Genomic DNA, 17884 nt, shown 5'->3' with positions numbered 1-17884 from the left:
GCCGGGAGAACGAGGATGGGCACATGAGCGACTGGACTGCCTTCGGACGGGTGGACGCGGACGGCACCGTGTACGTCAAGACCACCGAGGGAGAGCGGGTGGTCGGATCCTGGCAGGCGGGGGCACCGGAGGAGGGCCTGGCACACTTCGCCCGTCGCTTCGCCGACCTGGTGACCGAGGTGGACCTGACCGAGGCGCGACTCAAGTCGGGTGCGGCGGACGCCGGGCACTCGTTGAGCACGATCCGGCGGATCCGCACCACGCTGCCCGAGGCCAACGTGGTCGGCGACATCGACGCGCTGGCCGCCCGCCTGGACAAGCTGGCGACCCTCGCCGAGGAGAAGGCCGGCGAAGCGCGCGCCGCCCGGGACGCCGCTCGCGGCGAGGCCCTGGCCCGCAAGACCGCGCTGGTCGAAGAGGCCGAGAAGCTGGCCGCCGAATCCACCGGGTGGAAGACCGCCGGGGACCGGCTCAAGGAGATCCTCGACGAGTGGAAGACCATCCGCGGGGTCGACAAGAAGGCCGACGGTGAGCTGTGGAAGCGGTTCGCCGCCGCCCGGGACGGCTTCACCCGCCGCCGCGGCGCCCACTTCGCCTCCCTGGACTCGCAGCGCAAGCAGGCGCAGACCGCCAAGGAGGAACTGGTCGCCGAAGCGGAGAAGCTCTCGGACTCCACCGACTGGGCCGCCGCCGCCAACCAGCTCAAGGACCTGATGACCCAGTGGAAGGCCGCTCCGCGCGCCTCCAAGGAGGCCGAGCAGAAGCTCTGGGAACGGTTCCGGGGTGCGCAGGACGCCTTCTTCAGCCGGCGCAGCGAGGTCTTCTCGGCACGGGACAACGAGCAGCGCGGCAACCTGGAGCGCAAGCAGGCCCTGATCGTTGAGGCCGAGGCGTTGGACATCGACGCCGACCCGAAGGGCGCCCAGGCCAAGCTGCGGGAGATCCAGGCCCAGTGGCACGAGGCCGGCCGGGTGCCCCGCGAGGCGGCCGCCGGGCTGGAGCGCCGACTGCGCGTCATCGACGACAAGGTCCGTGACGTGATGGACTCGGCGTGGCGCCGCACCACCAAGGAGGACAACCCGCTGCTCGCCCAGATGCGGGCGCAGGTGGCGGAGGCCGAGGACCGGCTGGCCCGGGCGCAGAGCGCCGGGGACGCACGCCGGATCAAGGAGGCTGAGCAGGCCCTCGCCTCCAAGCGGCAGTTCCTCCAACTCGCCGAGCAGGCCGGCTGAGCTGACGACGTCCGGAGCCCTCGGTCCCCAGCGGGACCGGGGGCTCCCGCGTGTCCGCCCCGCGCCCCGGGCCCCGGGCCAAGATCCGAGCAACTTCCCGGATGTTGCTGCCTCCGATGCGCGGGAGGCAGCAACATCCCTGATGTGGCGCGGATCTTGACGACAAAACCCGTGTCTGACCGCCCGGAGCAGGGTTCGGGGTGCGTGCGGCCACCAAGGTCATGCCCGATCCACGATGTAGTGGCCACGAAGCGGCGGAAAGCCACTACATCCAGGATCGAGCGTGATCATGGGGGCGAGGGCGCGCGGGGCGCAGCGGGGCGGGACAGTTGACGCATTGACGTGGGCTGATCAGAATGAGCGACGGAGCCAGGTAGGGCCACCGGCACGAGGGCGACGAAGGCGGAACATCCGCCGTCGAGGGTCGCCGGTGAGCTTCCGCGAGTGACCACGTCCGCGTGACATGGCCGTCGCGCACTGTCCGCGTACCCCTGGGGGCCGTGACGTGCGGACGGCCGCCCGCCGGCGTCGTCTCTGGACGGCGCCGGACCTCCGAAGTGGAGCTCGAATTGTTCCGTCCTAAAGCTCTCGGCGGCGCGCTCACCGCGCTCGTCACCGTCGCGGCCGGCGTGTTCCTCGCCGCCGCCGTCAGCACCAGCCCGGCCGTCGCCGCTGGAACCGGTACGGGTTATCTGCATACCAGTGGCAACCAGATCGTGGACAGCACCGGCGCGACGGTCCGGTTGACCGGCATCAACTGGTTCGGCATGGAGACCGACAACAAGACCTTCCACGGGCTGTGGTCGAACAACCCGTGGCGGGGACAGCTCGACACGATGGCCCGGCTGGGTTACAACACGTTGCGGGTGCCGTACTCGAACGACGCGCTGAAGCCGGGCGCGACCGCCAGTGGGATCAACGACTTCGTCAACCCGGACCTGATCGGGCTGTCGCCGTTGCAGATCCTGGACAAGGTGATCGACTACGCCGGCAGCAAGGGCATGCGGATCATCCTGGACCGGCACCGGCCGACGGCGGCCGGGCAGTCGCCGCTCTGGTACACGTCGACGGTGTCCGAGGCGACCTGGATCAACGACTGGAAGATGCTCGCCCAACGGTACGCGGGCAACCCGACGGTGATCGGCGCCGACCTGCACAACGAGCCGCACGCGGAGGGCACCAACCCGGCGGCCACCGGCGCGTGCTGGGGCTGTGGCGACACCACCCGGGACTGGCGGCTCGCCGCCGAGCGGGCCGGCAACGCCATCCTCGGCGTCCAGCCCAACTGGTTGATTTTCGTGGAGGGGGTGAGCTGCCCGAGCGGCGGCCTCTCCAACGTCTGGGACGGCGACACCAGCAACGACGAGGACTGCGGCTGGTGGGGCGGCAACCTGTCGAAGGCGGGGCAGTTCCCGGTCCGGCTGAGCGTGGCGAACCGGTTGGTCTACTCACCGCACGAGTACGCCACCTCGGTGTACCGGCAGACCTGGTTCGACGCCCCGGACTACCCGGCGAACATGCCGGCCATCTGGGACAAGTACTTCGGTTACCTCTACAAGCAGAACATCGCGCCGATCATGATGGGCGAGTTCGGCAGCACCCTCGTCGACCCGAAGGACAAGGTGTGGCTGGAGAAGCTGATGGCGTACACCGGGACCGGGGTGACCGGTATGTCCTTCACCTACTGGTCGTGGAACCCCAACTCGGGTGACACCGGCGGCATCGCGCTTGACGACTGGACGAACGTCAACACCGCCAAGCAGGCGATCCTTCAGCCGTACCTGATCGCGCCGTCGGGTGGCGGCACCAGCGGGCCGCCGACCGGTGGCCCGACGGACCCGCCGGCCGGCGCCTGCACGGCCACCTACCGGCAGGTCAACGCCTGGCAGGGCGGCTTCCAGGGCGAGTTGACAGTGAAGAACACCGGCTCGGGCGCGGTGAACCCGTGGTCGGTCACCTGGAGTTGGCCGTCCGGGGTGACGTTGGGCAGTGGCTGGAACGCCACCGTCACGCAGTCCGGTACGACGGTCACCGCAGCGGCTCCGAGCCACGCTCAGTCCCTGCCGGCGGGCGGTTCGGTCACCGTGGGCTTCACCGCCAACGGCACCGCGAACGCGCCGGGCACTGTGAAACTCAGCGGCACCAGCTGCTGATCGACCGGGACGGCCGGTGCGCACCGCATCGGCCGTCCCGGCCATTTACATCGAGGTCCTTCTATGCTTTTATCGGGAAAGCGCTTGCCTCTTCGTCGGTCGGCGCGAGCGCGGGAGCCGCTTTCCTTCACGAACCTGCACTGGCGGGCCCGAGGACCACTGGTCCCGGCCGAGATTCGCCGCCCACGGGCATGGGCGTCGCGACACCTCCGTCCGCCTCATCGAAAGGGAGCAGCATGCGCACAGGACGGCGTCGAATGACGCTGATCGCCACCACTGCCGTAGCCACCGCCGCACTGGTCACCGCCGGGCTGTTGACCTCCGTGTCCGCCCAGGCGGCCGCCGGCTGCCAGGTGGCCTACTCGGTCGCCAGCCAGTGGCCGGGCGGGTTCACCGGCAACGTCACAGTCACCAACCTCGGCGACCCGGTCTCCGGGTGGACGCTGCGCTGGTCGTACGGGGCCGGTCAGCAGGTCAGCCAGGCGTGGGGCGCAACCGCCTCGCAGAGTGGCAGCGAGGTCTCCGCGACAAACGTCGACTACAACGGCACCCTCGCGACCAACGCCAGCGCCACGTTCGGCTTCAACGCGAGTTGGAACAGCTCCAGCAACCCGGTTCCGAGCAGCTTCAGCCTGAACAACGTGGCCTGCACCGGCAGCACCACACCGACCACCCCGCCGCCGACGGACCCGCCACCGTCGAGCACTCCCCCGCCCAGCACGCAGCCGCCGTCGACGCTTGTCGGCTGGGCCACCCAGAACGGCGGCACCACCGGTGGCGGCAACGCGGCCACCACCACCGTCACCACCGCCTCGGCGTTGACCAGCGCGCTGAACGCGACCGGCGCCGCGGTGATCCGGGTGTCCGGAACGATCACCTGCTCGGGCATGCTGCGGGTCCGGTCCAACAAGACCATCCTCGGCAACTACGGCGCGACCATCGCCGGCTGCGGGTTCAACGTCAGCGGTGACCGCAATGTGATCATCCGCAACCTGACCTTCCGCAGCTGGAACGACGACGCGATCAACGTGCAGGAGTCGGCCACCAACATCTGGATCGACCACAACAGCTTCAGCAACGGGTACGACGGGGCCGTCGACATCAAGCGCGGCTCGGACTTCGTCACCGTCTCGTGGAACCGGGTCTTCAGCCACGACAAGACAATGCTGCTCGGCCACAGCGACGACAACGCCAGCCAGGACGTCGGTCACCTGCGGGTGAGCTACCACCACAACTGGTTCGACGGCAGCAACCAGCGCAACCCCCGGGTGCGCTTCGGCAACCCGGTGCACGTGTACAACAACTACTACCGGGCCAACGGCGGCTACGGCGTGGCGTCCACCGAGAACGCCGGAGTGCTCGTCGAGGGCAACTACTTCGAGAACGTCGACGACCCGTACCACCTCGGTGAGGGGGACTCGGGGCCCGGCAGCCTGGTCGCCCGCAACAACCACTTCGTCAACTCGCCCACCGGCCAGGCCGGCGGCAGCGTGGCCAGCATCCCGTACTCCTACCAGCTGGACACCGCGAGCAACGTCAAGTCCATCGTGACGGCGGGCGCCGGCGCCGGCCGGATCACCGTCTGACTCAGCCTCTCGCGGAAGGGCCCCTCGTCCAGGGGCCCTTCCGTGCGGTCAGTGGGTGGCGCAGCCGGCGGCGGGAGCGGCCGCGACCGGCGGCGCGCCGATCGTCGGCAGACCGAGCAACACCCCAGGGGTACGCGGGGAGCGACCCGCCTCGGCCGCGTCGCCGGCCCGGGTGCGTCGGTGCGCCACCGGCGCGCCGTCGGCGTTCAGGTGGTGCGGGGCGGCGTAGGTGACAGTGGTGTGCACGATGTCGCCCGGCCGGATCTGACCGGCCAGGGACTCCCCGTCGGCGGTCTCGGTCGCGAAGTGCACCAGTCGACCGTCGCGGGCCCGACCGGACATCCGGCCGGTCCGCTCGTCCTTGCGGCCCTCGCCGACAGCGACCAGCACCTCGACGGTCTCCCCGACGAGGCGCTTGTTCTCCGCCCAGGTGATCTCCTCGACGCAGGCGATCAACCGCTCGTAGCGTTCCTGCACGACCTGCTTGGGCAGCTGGTCGTCCATTGTCGCGGCGGGGGTGCCGGGCCGCTTCGAGTACTGGAAGGTGAAGGCCGAGGAGAACCGGGCCTCCCGGACCACGTCCAGGGTGCGCTGGAAGTCGGCCTCGGTCTCACCGGGGAAGCCGACGATGATGTCGGTGGTGATCGCCGCGTCCGGCATCGCCGCGCGGACCTTCTCGATGATCCCCAGGTAGCGCTCGGAGCGGTAGGACCGGCGCATCGCCCGGAGCACGTCGTCGGAGCCGGACTGCAACGGCATGTGCAGCGAGTGGCAGACGTTCGGCGTCTCGGCCATCGCGGCGATCACGTCGTCGGTGAAGTCCTTCGGGTGCGGGCTGGTGAAGCGCACGCGCTCCAACCCGTCGATGTCGCCGCAGGCCCGCAGCAGCTTGCCGAACGCGTACCGGTCGCCGAACTCCACGCCGTACGAGTTGACGTTCTGCCCGAGCAGGGTCACCTCCAGCACGCCCTCGTCGACCAGGGCGCGCACCTCGGAGAGGATGTCGCCGGGGCGCCGGTCCTTCTCCTTGCCGCGCAGCGCCGGCACGATGCAGAACGTGCAGGTGTTGTTGCACCCCACCGAGATCGACACCCAGCCGGCGTACGTGGACTCGCGGCGGGTGGGCAGCGTGGACGGGAAGACGTCTAGGGACTCCAGGATCTCCACCTCGGCGGCGGCGTTGTGCCGGGCCCGCTCCAGCAGAACCGGCAGCGCGCCGATGTTGTGGGTGCCGAAGACCACGTCCACCCAGGGGGCCTTGCGGACGATGTCGCCGCGGTCCTTCTGGGCCAGGCAGCCGCCGACAGCGATCTGCATCCCGGGGTGCTTGTCCTTGACCGGGCGCAGGCGACCGAGGTTGCCGTAGAGCCGGTTGTCCGCGTTCTCCCGCACCGCGCAGGTGTTGAAGACGACGATGTCCGGGGTGTCGTCGGTCGGCACCGCGCGCACGTAACCGGCCTGTTCGAGCAGGCCGGAGATCCGCTCAGAATCGTGCACGTTCATCTGGCAGCCGTACGTCACGACGTTGTAGGTCCTAGCCACCCTCTTGGTGCCCCTTCCCCTCGGGCTACCAGGGTAGCGGCCCGTTCGGGAGGCCCGACCCACCGGCATTGACCCGCTGGCCCATGGCGGGCATCCACGACGGGCAGTACGCTGCACAACAAGGATGTGTTCTGGGCGATTTCGGGGGCTTTGCACTCGGCGCCGACGATGCGCGGCTCCGTTCACGGGGGAGCACATGACGACCCGCGGGAGGCCAACCGTGACGCGACAAGATGCGACACAGCGCACCGTCACGACCCCGGACGGGCGGCACCTCGCGGTGGAGACCTCGGGAGCGCCGGACGGGCCGGCGGTCTTCCTGCTGCACGGCACCCCGGGCAGCCGCAGCGGCCCCCGACCCAGAGGCATCGTCGTCTACCGCCTCGGCGTGCACCTTGTCTGCTACGACCGACCCGGGTACGGCGACTCCGACCGGCACGAGGGTCGGCGGGTGGCCGACGCCGCCGCCGACGTGGCGGCGATCGCCGACGACCTCGGCATCGACCGGTTCGCGGTGGTGGGCCGATCCGGTGGCGGGCCACACGCCCTGGCCTGCGCCGCGCTGCTGCCGGACCGGGTCACCCGGGCTGCCGTGCTGGTGGGGCTCGCCCCGGCCGGCGCGCCCGACCTGGACTGGTACGCGGGCATGGCGGAATCGAACGTGGAGGACTACGGGCAGGCCGACGAGGACCTGGCCGAGCTGACGCTCAACCTGAAGGTTCGCGCGGACGAGGCCCGCCGGGACCCGATGACGCTGCTGGACTTCCTCCGCCCCCAGCTGCCCGACGAGGACATCCGGGTCGTCGACGACGTCGCGATCCGCCGACTGCTCACCGACATGTACTCCGAGGCGCTACGACACGGCCCCGAGGGTTGGATCGACGACGTGTTGGCGATCCGGCGCGGCTGGGGGTTCGACCTGGGTGCCATCCGCGCGGAGGTCCGGCTCTGGCACGGCGAACAGGACCGCTTCTCCCCGGTGGAGCACTCCCACTGGCTCGCCTCGCGGATTCCGCGCGCCGAGGTGCAGGTGCAGCCCGGCGCCGCGCACTTCGGGGCGGTGGAGATCCTGCCGCAGACCCTGACCTGGCTGGCCACGCCGGACCTCGCGACCAGCCCGCAACTCTGAGCGTCCGGACCGGCGGGCCGGCCCGGACCGCCGGACCGCCCACCGAACGACCCGCTCAGATGGTGTGTGGGTCGATCACCCGGACCACGAACCGCCGTTCGCGCAGGGTCTGCACGGTGGGATGTTCCAGACCGATCACCTCGGCCAACCGGTCCGCCACGGCGCCGACGTCCTCGGTGGCCGGGCCGTCGCCGGCCCGCCTCGCCACCAGGGCGAGATCGCCGAGGCAGCGCAGCGTGTCGGGGTGGTCCGCACCGATCACCGCGGCCAATCGGCCGGCGGCCTCCCGCAGCCGGTCCCGCGCCGACTCCCAGTCACCCTCCTCGGCGAGACACACCGCCTGGTTGACCTCCGCCGCGAGGGTGTGCGGGTGGTCCGGACCAAGCACCTTGCGCAACTCGCCGACCGCCCGGGACGCCGACGCGAGCGCGTCCGACCTGCGCCCGAGCGCGCGCTCCGCCGCCGAGATGTTACTCACCGTCGCCAGGGCGTGCGGGTGCTCCGGGCCGAGCCGGAGCTGCTCCTCGAACGCCACCCGCACGGCGTTCATCTCGGTCAGCGCCCGAGCCGCGTCGCCGACGGCCAGCAGGTTCGCCGCGCGACTCGACCGGCACGCCACAGTGTCCGGGTTGTCCGCCCCGAAGCGTTCGTCGAGCTCGCGGTAGGCCGTCTCGAACATCGGCGCGGCCTCGCTGCCCCGACCGGAGCTGCGCAGGGACACCGCCAGGTTGACCTGAGCGGCGAGACTCTGGCCGTCATCCGGCCCGAGCACCTCACAGTACGTGTCGTACACGGTGCGCAGCAGGGTGGCCGACCTCTCGTACTCGCCAGCCTCCCGCAGGTCGCTGCCCAGCCGCACGGCGGAGACGAGGGTGTAGGGATGCGTGGGGCCGAGCACCAGCCGCCGCCGCTGGTGCACCTCGTCGTCCCAGCGACGCGCCGACCGGTAGTCGCCGACCAGCCGGTACGAGACGGCGAGGTTGTTGGCCGCGCTCAACGTCCGGGGGTGGTCCTCGCCGAACACCTGGAGCCAGGAGGCGTAGGTGGACCGGTCCCGTTCCAGGGCCTCGGCGTAGCGGCCGAGCGCCCGTAGGTCACCGCCGAGGCTGCCGGCGGTCATCAGACTGTGCGGGTGCAGCGGGCCCAGCAGCCGGCGTTGCTCGGCCAGCACCGCCTCGTCCAGGTCCCGGGCCTCGTTGAACCGGCCCAGGCTGCGCAGGATGTTCGCCCGGTTGAACCGCAGGTGCAGCAGCTGGCGGCCGAGCGCCGACGCCTCGACCTCGTCGTGCGTGTCGCCGAGCCGGGCGCTCCAGGTGTCGTCCACCTCCTGGCTGAACGCGTCGGCCTGGTCCAGACCGCCGCGCTGCCACAGATAACGGACCCGGTCGATCAGCAGCTGACACACCGGCTCGTCCGGGCAGGTCAGCGCCTCGGAGACCTCCAGGTGCGGCCAGAGCATGCGCAGCCGGGCCCAGGTGGTCGGGTCGTCGACGTCGCCACGGGGCCGGGACGCGGCCAGCACCAGGTGCACCTGGTGTCGGGCGGCGACGATCTCGTCGTCGGTCATCCGGTCGCGGACCACCGCCTGCAACAGCCGGTGCACCTGGACCCGACCGCCCTGGACATCGAGTTTGAGCAGTGCCAGGCGGTTGATCTGCTGGACCAGGGCGCCGCGCACGAGCCGCTCCGACACCGACGGGTCGAACGGCACGAGGGCCGCCGCCATCTCGTCGCTGTAGATGAGTTCGAGGGCGATCTCCGGGGCCAGCACCGAGCAGAGCTGCAACAGCCGGTACGCGGCGGGCGCCTGCTCCAGCAGCCGGTTGAGCGACAGGTCCCAGGTCGCCTCCACGGAGAGGGCGCTGGGGCCGTGCCGCTCGATCTGCCGCAGGTAGTCGGCGACCGACGTGCCGGTGTCGGCGAGCCAGGCGCCCGCCGCGGCCACAGCGATCGGCAGGTCGCCGAGCGCCTCGGCCACCCGGTCGGCCTCCTCGGCGCTGATCGTCGGCACCCGCTGGGCGAGGTGCGCCACGCTCTCGGTGCGGTCGAAGACGTCTACCTGGATCGGGTTCGCCCGGTCACCCCAGGCGCGGTTGCGGGAGGTCAGCAGGACGTGCCCGGGGCCCTGCGGCAGGAACGGCTCGATCTGGTCGAGCTCTTCGGCGTTGTCCAGTACGACGAGCCACCGCTCGTACGGCTCGCCACGGCCGAGCACCTGGAGCACCGACCGGACCGTGTCGGGCAGGGTCGGCCCGACGAGGATGCCGAGGCGACTGGCGAGGTCGGCGAGGGCGGTGTCGACGAACTGCGGCGGGTCCGCCACGATCCACCAGACCACGTCGTACGCGGCCTTGAACCGGTGCACGTATTCCAGAGCCACCTGCGTCTTACCGACGCCGCCCATGCCCTGGAGGGCGACCGGCAGCACCACAGCGCTGCCCCCGCTCTGCAACTGCGCGCGCAGACGCGCCAGGTCGTCCTCACGGCCGGTGAACCGAGCGTTCCGGTTGGGGGCGTTGAAGATCAACGGCTCGGTGCCGGGATAACGGGTGGCCCCGCCCGCCGGCCCGTCCGCCGACGACGGCACCGGCCGGCCGACCAGCCGCAAGACCCGCTCCACGGCGGTAGCGGCGCTCACGTTCACCAGGTTGGTGGAGCTCTGCGACGGGAACTCGGCCAGCGGGCGCAGGTCGGCGACGTACACGGCCAGGGCCGTGGAACCGGTGCTCGTGTCCCGGTCGGGCAGACCACCGGACGGCGTCGCCACGTAGGCCGGTGAGACAACTGTCAGCGTGCGCGGGGCCGGCGTGCCGGCGGACCCGACGGCGGCGGTGGGCTCCACCACCCGCAGCCCGGCCGAGCTGAGCACCCGCTCCAGCCACTCGGCCCAGATGGCGTCCTCCGGCGCGTACCGGAGCACGATCTGGTCGTCGATCGCCTCGGTGCGTCGGCGGAACCGGGCCTTGCCCCGCTCCCGCACCGACTCGTCCATCAGCGGCAACGCGGTCACCGCGCCGTCGGTGAGGATCCCGGTCAACGTCTCGAACGCGGCAAGCAGCGACGTCGGCGAGCCCGGCGGGTCGCCGAACGTCGCGAGGGTCTCCTCGTACGCGTAGAACGGCCGGTACGGCACCTCCACCGCGGCCCAGTAACGCCGCCGTTCCGCCTCGGTCATGCCGGCCGGCAACCCGGCGAACCGGCGCATGGCCAGCAGGCGACCCGCCTCGGCCCGCTCCTTCTCGGCCTGGTCGACCCGCATCGGCACCGGCAGGACCCGGATGTCACGCCGCCGGTACCGGTCCCGAACCGAGTGCGCCACCCGGGCCGCGCCGTCGATGCCCTGGTCGCTGAGCGTGAAGCAGTCGACAAGGGTGTCCGGTAGGTGCAGGGTGCAGATGTCGGCGACGTCGCTCAACCCCGTCCGGCTGTCGATCAGGGTGAAGTCGTACTGGCGCTTCATGTCCGCGCGCAGCGCCTCGAAGAACTGCGCCCCGCCCAGCCGGTTGTAGAAGTTGTCCCAGTCCAGCCCGCTCACCGAGACCGCGTAGTCGCTGTTCTGCCGGCCGGCGGAGAGGAAGTCGAGGCCGCCGCCGTCGGGGAAGTTCCAGCGCAGCGAGAACGCGTGCCGCCCGACCCGGGCGTACTGCTCCATCCAGCGGTCCGGTCGGTCGTCGACCCGTGTGGTCTCCCACTCGTAGTCGCGGATCATGTCGATCACGCCGCTGGTGCCCTGGATCGCCTCGGCGTCGAGGAACGGGTGGAAGAAGCGGTGCAGACCGGGTGACTCGAGGTCCCAGTCGGCGACGAGCACCCGCCGGCCGCTGGCCGCCAGGATCCAGGCCACGTTGGCCAGCGCCATCGTCCGGCCCGTCCCACCCTTGAACGAGTAGAAGGTGACGACCTGGCCTTCGCGATCGTTGTTCATCGGTTTTCTCCGTGGGGACGCGGTGGGGCCGGATCATCAGGCGGGGACGCGGGGTCGGTGGAAGCGGTCGAGCCGGCGGCGGGCAGGCCGTCCCGCAGGCTCGGCACCGGCTCCGGCGGTGGTTCGAAGGGGACGACCGGGCCGTACTTGAGGAACTGCCGGCGCGCCTCGGTGACCAGCGCCGGCATCAGGTCGACGAACTCCGGCATGTTGCACGCCCGCTTCACCTGGGGCAGACCGGCGTCGTGCAGCAGCTGCGTCACCTCGGTGGCCCAGCGGGTGGCGTCCTGACTGTCGTCGTCGTCGGTGACCACCAGCGGAACGACCCACTCCCGCAGGCCGCGCAGCATGCGGGCGAGGACCGCTGCCGCGTCCGGCGTCGCAGCGATCCACGGGTCGACCAACAGCACGGCCGGGCGCCGATCGAGCATCGTGGAGGCCTGCGCGAAGTCCTCGGTACGGGCCGACAGCCCAAGCCGCTCGGCGGTGCTGACCGCGTACTCGGCGGCGGGCAGTTGCTGGCTGCGCCCGTACGGCCGCCAGAGCCGGCCGCTGGCGGCGTAGCCGGCGGGGTCGCGATCGGTCGGCAGCCGGTCGCGGGTCGGGGCCAGGACGGCGACGACGAAGTCCGGGTCGGTCGGCGCCGGACGGACCACCTCGTCCAGGCCGGGCGCCCGTGACGGGCCCATCGGTCGCCGCTCGGCGGTGTGCACGATCCGGCTCGCCAGGCGGCTCAGCATCAGCTCGTACTGGGCCCGGTAGGAGGCCAGCATGCAGAACGCGCGCAGGCCGTCCGCCGCGTACTCCGGGACGTCCCGGCCCAGGTCCAGGGCGCCGTCCAGCTCCGGGTGGGCCTCCCACGGGGGGAACGGGATCCACAGCACCGGGGTGAGGTGGCCGGCGGTGAGCCGGGCCGACCCGGCGGCGGCCAGTCGGGCCCGGAAGGACTCCTGCTCCCCCAGCGCCCAGGGGCGGCTGAAGTAGCCGGGTGAGTAGAGCGGAACGAAGACCTCGGCGTCACCGAGCGCCTCGGCGAGGGCGGCCTTCCAGTCGGCGCCCAACGGGATGTGCTGGTCGAAGAAGCCGATCCGCATCCCGGCGACCGGTCGCGCCTGGCGCCGCACCTCGTCGGTCAGGTCCGCGAAGAACTGGCCGACCCAGACGTCGGCGTCGGCCCGGCCGCCTGGCGGCGGCGCCGAGTGGGCGTAACTCAGGAAGAAGTACGTCCCGCGCGCCCCCGGCCGACGCCGGGCCGTCGGGGAGCTCACTCCGGCTCCTCGGCGAACCGGTTGCACAGCTCGTCCACGCTCGCCGGCACCCAGGGTTCGACCAGGTACGACCGGTGGATGGCCACGATCCGTTGCGCGAGGCGCCAGACCACCGCCCGGTACGCGTTCTCCCACTGCATGGTCAGCAAGCCGTAGACCCCGTCCCGCTGGTAGTGCACCGCGATGTCGGGATCCGGCATCGCGGTCGGGGTGAAGCGCTGGATGTCGCGGAGCACCCGAGGCAGCGCCGTGCCGTTCGTCGGCGACCAGGTGACCGGCACGATCGCCGTCTCGTGGACCGAGGCGGAGCTGTGTCGCGGGGTGATCCGTCGGCGGGAGAACGCGTCCCACTCCCGGCCGCACCAGTCGCTGCCGAGCAGCGCGCTGGAGACCAGCGGGACGAAGACCTGGCAGGTGCCGGCGGCCTGGAGAAGCTCCGGGCTCCAGCGTTCACCACCGGCGATGGAGCTGTCCAGGAAGCCGGCGTCCACTCCGGTCACCGGGCCGACCAGCTCGCTGACGTGGACGGAGAGGTCCTCGAAGAAACGGGAGACGTACTCGGCGGGTTTGCCGGTGGCTCGGCCGACCGGCGCCCGCGAATAGCTGATGAAGAAGAGTGGGGCGCGTGCTTGGGAGGGTGCGTCCAGTGTGCTCACCGCAGCCCCTCCGCCCTCCCCACGCGGCCGGAACATCAGCGTAGTCCCCGCGTCAACGTCGCGCCGCCAACCGGTTCGTGGCGAACCAACCAGTCGCGAAGTCGACAGCGGCCCGCGCCGGCAGCAGTCGGGCGTTGGCCCGCCCCACCCGACCGTGCCGCACCAACGGCGTGTCGTCGAGGGCGGCACCCACCGTCGGGAAGTCCCGGTCGTCCAGGTCGAGAGCCCGGAAGTCGAGGCGCACTCGCCGCCCGTCGACGAGCCGGAAGCAGTGGTAGTCGCGCTCGGGTAGCGGCGCCGGCAGCCGGTACTCGGCCAGGTGCAGGCCGGTGCACGCCTCGTAGCCGAGGCCGAGCAGCAGGATCTGCCCGTCCGACGCGTAGAGGCCGCCGACCGGTGAGCGTTCCCCCAGGTGACAGCTGAGGTCATGGCCGTCGGTGAGCTGCCGGGCCCGGGGGCCGAGCGCAGCGAACGAGGTCTGTGGATGATCACTGCGCACGGCACCGGGGGTGCACCGGACGTACTCGGCGAGCGCGCCCATCCGCTGCGCGGGGGTGGTCCGGCGGTCCCAGCCCGGCAGCGCCGCCTCGTACCGTTCGCGCTGTGCCCGGTCCATGCCGGCGGTGGCCGCCAGGTGGGCCCGGGAGGTGGTCGAGTTGCCGTCGGTGTGGGTGGGCACCAGCAGCGTGCCGGCCGGGCCGAGGACGTCGCGCAGCGCGCCGGCGAGGGTCGCCGGGCCATGTTCCAGCGGGCCCACCCGGCGCAGGCCGCAGTGCACCAGCAGGCACACCCCCGGGCGTACGCCCAACGCCCGCAGGTCGTCGGCGAGGCGGGGACGGCCCAGTCTGGGCGGTGGGTGCTCATCTGGACCCGACACGGGTCTCCTCCAGGGCGTCGCGCAACTGGCCGACGAACCGCTCACCCGCCGCGGTGAGCGACCGGCTGGCCAGCAGCGCGTCGACGCCGTCCCGGGTCCACCCCAGGAAGTGGGCCGCGTGCGCCGACGCGTCCGGATCGTCGGTGGCCGCCCGGGACTGCCAGACCTGGGTGACGGCGAGGTGCGCGTACACCCCCTGGAGGACGCCCTCCGGTGGCCGCGGGTCGGGGCGCCAGGGCACCCTGATCCGAAGGCCCTGCCCGGGTTCGACCAGGTCGTACAGGTCGAGCACCGCACCCAGCTTCGCGTGCTGCCACTCGTGCACGAGCAGCACCGCCATCGTCTCGGGGTCGGGATGAGGGGTGACGGCGACCGCGCCGAACGCGTGCCGGGCGGTCGCGCTCCGCAGGGGTCGCGCCGGGTCGGGCGCCAACGGGACGACGGCACGCAGGCCGCCGTCGAGCGCCGCCGCGTGCGCCGGCACGTCCCGGTGCACGACCCGCCAGGCCGCCGCCAGGGTACGGCCCAACGCCCGCGCCGCCGGAACGTCCAGGCGGGACTCCACCGGCTGGCCGTAGCAGTCGCGGTACGGGTCGCCGTCCTCAAGGCGCAACCGGCCACCGGGCACCGACACGTCCCCTGTCGCAAACCAGCCGGTCGACGGCGGCGCCATCGGATCGAGGACCACAGTCTGCGCGACCGACCCGCCGCGGACCTGGAACTCGCCGGGCCGGATGGTCACCTCGGCGCTCTTCCCCAGGCCGGGCAACACCAGGCTGCCGAGCATGGGCAACGTGATCGTGTCGGCCCGCACCGGGACGTGCAACGCGGCCGGAACGCCGGCCCGCAGCGCCGCGGCGATGGCGAGGGCCGGCAGTGGGTCGACTGCCGCGCCGAGGCCGTGCGGGGCCGACGAGTCGAGGCGATGCACCAACCAGGGCCGGACGAAGGGGTACGCCAGGATCGCCCGGACCGCCTCCGGCGCCACCTCATCGAGGTGGACGAGCAACTCCCAGGCGGCAGTGGTGCCGGACCCGTCCCGGCAGGCAGCCAGCAGCGCCCGGGTGATGGAGAGCTGGGTGTCGGCGAGCAGCGCGAGCGTCGACGCCGACCCGTGCCCGGTCGCCAGGTCGTCCAGCAACTCGTCGACGGGCGAGGTGGTCGACCCGTCCCCCGACGCGGGTGGGGTGGGCGGCGGGTAGGCGTCCACTGTGTCGATCAGGCGGAGCAGGTCGGCGCAGTACACCGAGGGGTTGTCGAAGCCGGAGCCCGTGCGCCAGCGGTGGGCGTACAGGCCGCCGCCGCACCGGTCGACCACCGGGCAGGCCCGGCAGGTCGCGCAGAGCCCGTCCACGCCGTCCTGCCGGACGGCGACCCCGGGGTGGCGCGCAACCTCGTCCACCGAGTGGTCGAACACGTCGAACCCGGTGCCGGCCGCGCCGTGGTACGCGGTCTTCAGCGAGTCGACCTGTTCCCAACTGCCGTCCGCCTCGATGACCAGCACGTCGGCCGGCGCGAGGCCGAACGCCTCGGTGCCGCCGCCACCCGGGCGCAGCGCCTCGAACATCCGGATCGACATCAGGCGCCCGTCGTCCACCCACCGCCGGTGCACCCGCCCCAGCCAGTCCGCATACGGGGTGGGCTCGGGGCCGGGGCGCTGCGGGGGGTTGTCCCAGGTGGCGTGGGGCAGCAACAGGTCGACCCGGGGCGGGCTCTCGGCCAGCAGCGCCTCGTACACCCGGTCGGGATCGTTGCGGACGTCGATCGTGCAGAGGATGCCGGCGTAGCTGGCGCTGTGTTCCGGCCGTCGGAGCAGGGCCAGCGCCCGCCGGACGAGGTCGTGGCTGCTGCCGCCGTGCGCGAAGACCCGGTGGCGGTCGTTGGCGGCACGGTCGCCGTCGAAGGAGACCCCGACCCGCACGTCGTACTCGACGAACAGCCGGCACAGCTCCTCGTCGAGCAGCACGCCGTTGGTCTGCATGCGCAGGTCGAGCCGCGCCCAGGGGGTGATGGCCGTGCGCAGCTCGGCGAGCACCTCCCGTAACCCGGCGGCCCCCAGCAGCAGCGGCTCACCCCCGTGCAGCACCACGTGCACGATCGGCAACTCGTGCTCGCGGGCGTGCTCGGCGATGCGTCGTGCGGCGGCCTGGACGGTGGCCGGCGGCATCCGCGCCGGACGGCCGCGCCAGGTCTGGTCGGCGTGCTGGTAGACGTAGCAGTGGTCGCAGCTGAGGTCGCACCGGCTGTGCACCTTCAGCACGAACTGGCTGATCCGCCGGCAGGATCCGCCCACTCCGGGCGGACCGCACCGGCAGACCATCACTCAGATGGACGAGTTGAAGGCGGCGACGGCCACGATGCCGGACGGCACGGAGTCGTTAGTGACGACGCGGCTGCGCACCGCCTCGATCAGATCGGCGTGCTCGACGGCGATCCGTTCCAGCGGAATGTGCAGGCTACGGGTGAGATCGTCTAGGTCGGGACGGGATGGGCGGGTGGGGGCATGGTCCACAATGAGTCTCCGGGGGCCCGGGGCGCTGGGAGCGCAAGCGGCGGCTGTGGCTCGAACGGCTCTGGTCCGTGACCAGGATAGACAAGTATCGACCCAGTGTCACCGTCGGTACCACCGCCGGCACGGCGAGTGGCACATGGCGGTGGACGGAGGAGGAGCTGACATGTGCCGGAGCATCAAGACGCTGCGTGAACCGTTCACCCCGCAGGTGACCGACGCGGACGTCGAGGCGGCGGCGTTGCAGTACGTCCGGAAGATCTCTGGCTTCCGGACGCCCGCCGCGCACAACGCCGCCGCCTTCGACGCCGCGGTGGCCGCCGTGGCCGAGGCGACGCGCACCCTGCTCGACCAACTGGTGGTGCGCGGTGCCGGATCGGGCACCACGGACCGGTCGGCCACCGCGGCCAACTGACCGCCGCCCACCGGCACGGCACCCCGGCCGGGCCTGACCCTGGGGAGGGTCAGGCCGCGGCGAGCGCCGGGGCGACAGTGTCGGGCGCCCAGCGCGAGCGGTGACACTGCGACCAGCCCCGGCAACCCGGGTCGCCCAGCGAGCAGAGCCGCAGCCTGCTGAGCACCTCGCCGTCCTCGGTGTCCCGCACGTCGAAGTGCACCGGACGGACCGTGCCGTCCGGGGCGACGAGCAGGTGCCGGCCCGCGTCGAGCGTGTCGTCGCGCAACAGGCAGTTGCGGCCCAGCAATCGGGCCAGTGCCGCGATGCTCGCGTGCTCGGAGAGCTGCTCCGGCACCCCGTAGCAGTCCACCACCGTCGAGAACTCGCCCGGCGCCTGCCAGACGTCACACACCACCGCGTACGCCGGCAGCCGCGCCGGGTCGGCCACCGCCAGCGGCATCACCACCCGACCAAGCGCCTCGGCCAGCGCCGGGTAGACCTCCACGGGTTGAGCCCCGTCGATTCTCCAGTTCCACAGCTCGGTCATTCCGCCTCCTCGCTGCGTTCGTCCCCACCGGCCTCCGGATCGGGCCTTACACACGATGGTGGG

Annotated in this window: 13 protein-coding genes; 5 read left to right on the top strand and 8 right to left on the bottom strand. The window is 71.9% G+C overall.

Annotated elements, in window-relative coordinates; genetic code table 11:
• Positions 1-23: 23 nt before the first annotated feature.
• The 3 genes from ACLJOK_RS23820 to ACLJOK_RS23810 all read left to right on the top strand — a co-directional run bounded on the left by ACLJOK_RS23820 (position 24) and on the right by ACLJOK_RS23810 (position 4971).
• A complete protein-coding gene (locus tag ACLJOK_RS23820; protein WP_410820845.1) occupies positions 24-1232 on the top strand; it encodes a DUF349 domain-containing protein in 1209 nt (402 codons plus the stop codon).
• Positions 1233-1801: 569 nt separating this feature from the next.
• Positions 1802-3385, top strand: coding sequence for a cellulase family glycosylhydrolase (locus ACLJOK_RS23815; RefSeq protein ID WP_410821575.1), 1584 nt, complete (start codon positions 1802-1804; stop codon positions 3383-3385).
• 236 nt (positions 3386-3621) lie between these two features.
• Positions 3622-4971, top strand: coding sequence for a cellulose binding domain-containing protein (locus ACLJOK_RS23810; RefSeq protein ID WP_410820844.1), 1350 nt, complete (start codon positions 3622-3624; stop codon positions 4969-4971).
• Positions 4972-5019: 48 nt separating this feature from the next.
• Here the strand turns inward: ACLJOK_RS23810 and miaB are convergent, their stop codons facing one another.
• Positions 5020-6513: a tRNA (N6-isopentenyl adenosine(37)-C2)-methylthiotransferase MiaB gene (gene miaB, locus ACLJOK_RS23805; RefSeq protein WP_410820843.1), complete on the bottom strand. Its 1494-nt coding sequence runs from the start codon at positions 6511-6513 to the stop codon at positions 5020-5022.
• A gap of 220 nt (positions 6514-6733) precedes the next feature.
• On the opposite strand from miaB, the gene ACLJOK_RS23800 reads away from it, so the two are divergent.
• A complete protein-coding gene (locus tag ACLJOK_RS23800; protein WP_410820842.1) occupies positions 6734-7642 on the top strand; it encodes an alpha/beta fold hydrolase in 909 nt (302 codons plus the stop codon).
• A gap of 55 nt (positions 7643-7697) precedes the next feature.
• Here ACLJOK_RS23800 and fxsT read toward each other — a convergent pair whose 3' ends face one another.
• From fxsT to ACLJOK_RS23770, 6 genes are read right to left on the bottom strand one after another with little or no spacing between them, the layout of a single operon-like run.
• A complete protein-coding gene (gene fxsT / locus ACLJOK_RS23795) occupies positions 7698-11567 on the bottom strand; it encodes an FxSxx-COOH system tetratricopeptide repeat protein (RefSeq protein WP_410820841.1) in 3870 nt (1289 codons plus the stop codon).
• Positions 11564-12835, bottom strand: a complete 1272-nt coding sequence (locus tag ACLJOK_RS23790) for a TIR-like protein FxsC (RefSeq protein ID WP_410820840.1) — start codon at positions 12833-12835, stop codon at positions 11564-11566. The genes fxsT and ACLJOK_RS23790 overlap by 4 nt, the downstream gene beginning before the upstream one ends.
• Positions 12832-13491 (bottom strand): TIR-like protein FxsC, encoded by a 660-nt coding sequence (locus tag ACLJOK_RS23785; protein WP_410820839.1) that lies wholly within the window; start codon positions 13489-13491, stop codon positions 12832-12834. The genes ACLJOK_RS23790 and ACLJOK_RS23785 overlap by 4 nt, the downstream gene beginning before the upstream one ends.
• Before the next feature lie 52 nt (positions 13492-13543).
• The gene (locus tag ACLJOK_RS23780) at positions 13544-14368 is read right to left on the bottom strand and encodes an aminoglycoside N(3)-acetyltransferase (RefSeq protein ID WP_410820838.1); all 825 of its coding nucleotides are present in this window, start codon (positions 14366-14368) and stop codon (positions 13544-13546) included.
• Positions 14352-16661 (bottom strand): FxsB family cyclophane-forming radical SAM/SPASM peptide maturase, encoded by a 2310-nt coding sequence (locus tag ACLJOK_RS23775; RefSeq protein ID WP_410820837.1) that lies wholly within the window; start codon positions 16659-16661, stop codon positions 14352-14354. Before ACLJOK_RS23775 ends, ACLJOK_RS23780 begins: the two co-directional genes overlap by 17 nt.
• A 30-nt stretch (positions 16662-16691) precedes the next feature.
• Positions 16692-16880, bottom strand: a complete 189-nt coding sequence (locus ACLJOK_RS23770; protein ID WP_354941896.1) for a hypothetical protein — start codon at positions 16878-16880, stop codon at positions 16692-16694.
• A gap of 163 nt (positions 16881-17043) precedes the next feature.
• Here ACLJOK_RS23770 and ACLJOK_RS23765 point away from each other — a divergent pair, with 163 nt between their 5' ends.
• Entirely contained in the window at positions 17044-17292 is a 249-nt protein-coding gene (locus tag ACLJOK_RS23765; RefSeq protein WP_238681829.1) for a DUF2277 family protein, read from the top strand.
• A gap of 49 nt (positions 17293-17341) precedes the next feature.
• On the opposite strand, the gene ACLJOK_RS23760 is transcribed toward ACLJOK_RS23765, so the two are convergent.
• On the bottom strand, positions 17342-17821 hold the full coding sequence (locus ACLJOK_RS23760; protein WP_238681830.1) for a hypothetical protein: 480 nt from the start codon (positions 17819-17821) through the stop codon (positions 17342-17344).
• Between the last annotated feature and the right edge of the window lie 63 nt (positions 17822-17884).

The sequence above is a fragment of the Micromonospora sp. 050-3 genome, assembly GCF_046549335.1.
GTDB classification, from domain to species: domain Bacteria; phylum Actinomycetota; class Actinomycetes; order Mycobacteriales; family Micromonosporaceae; genus Micromonospora; species Micromonospora trifolii.
Note: the sequence above shows the minus strand (reverse complement) of the source record. Positions and strands in the feature narration are given on the sequence as shown.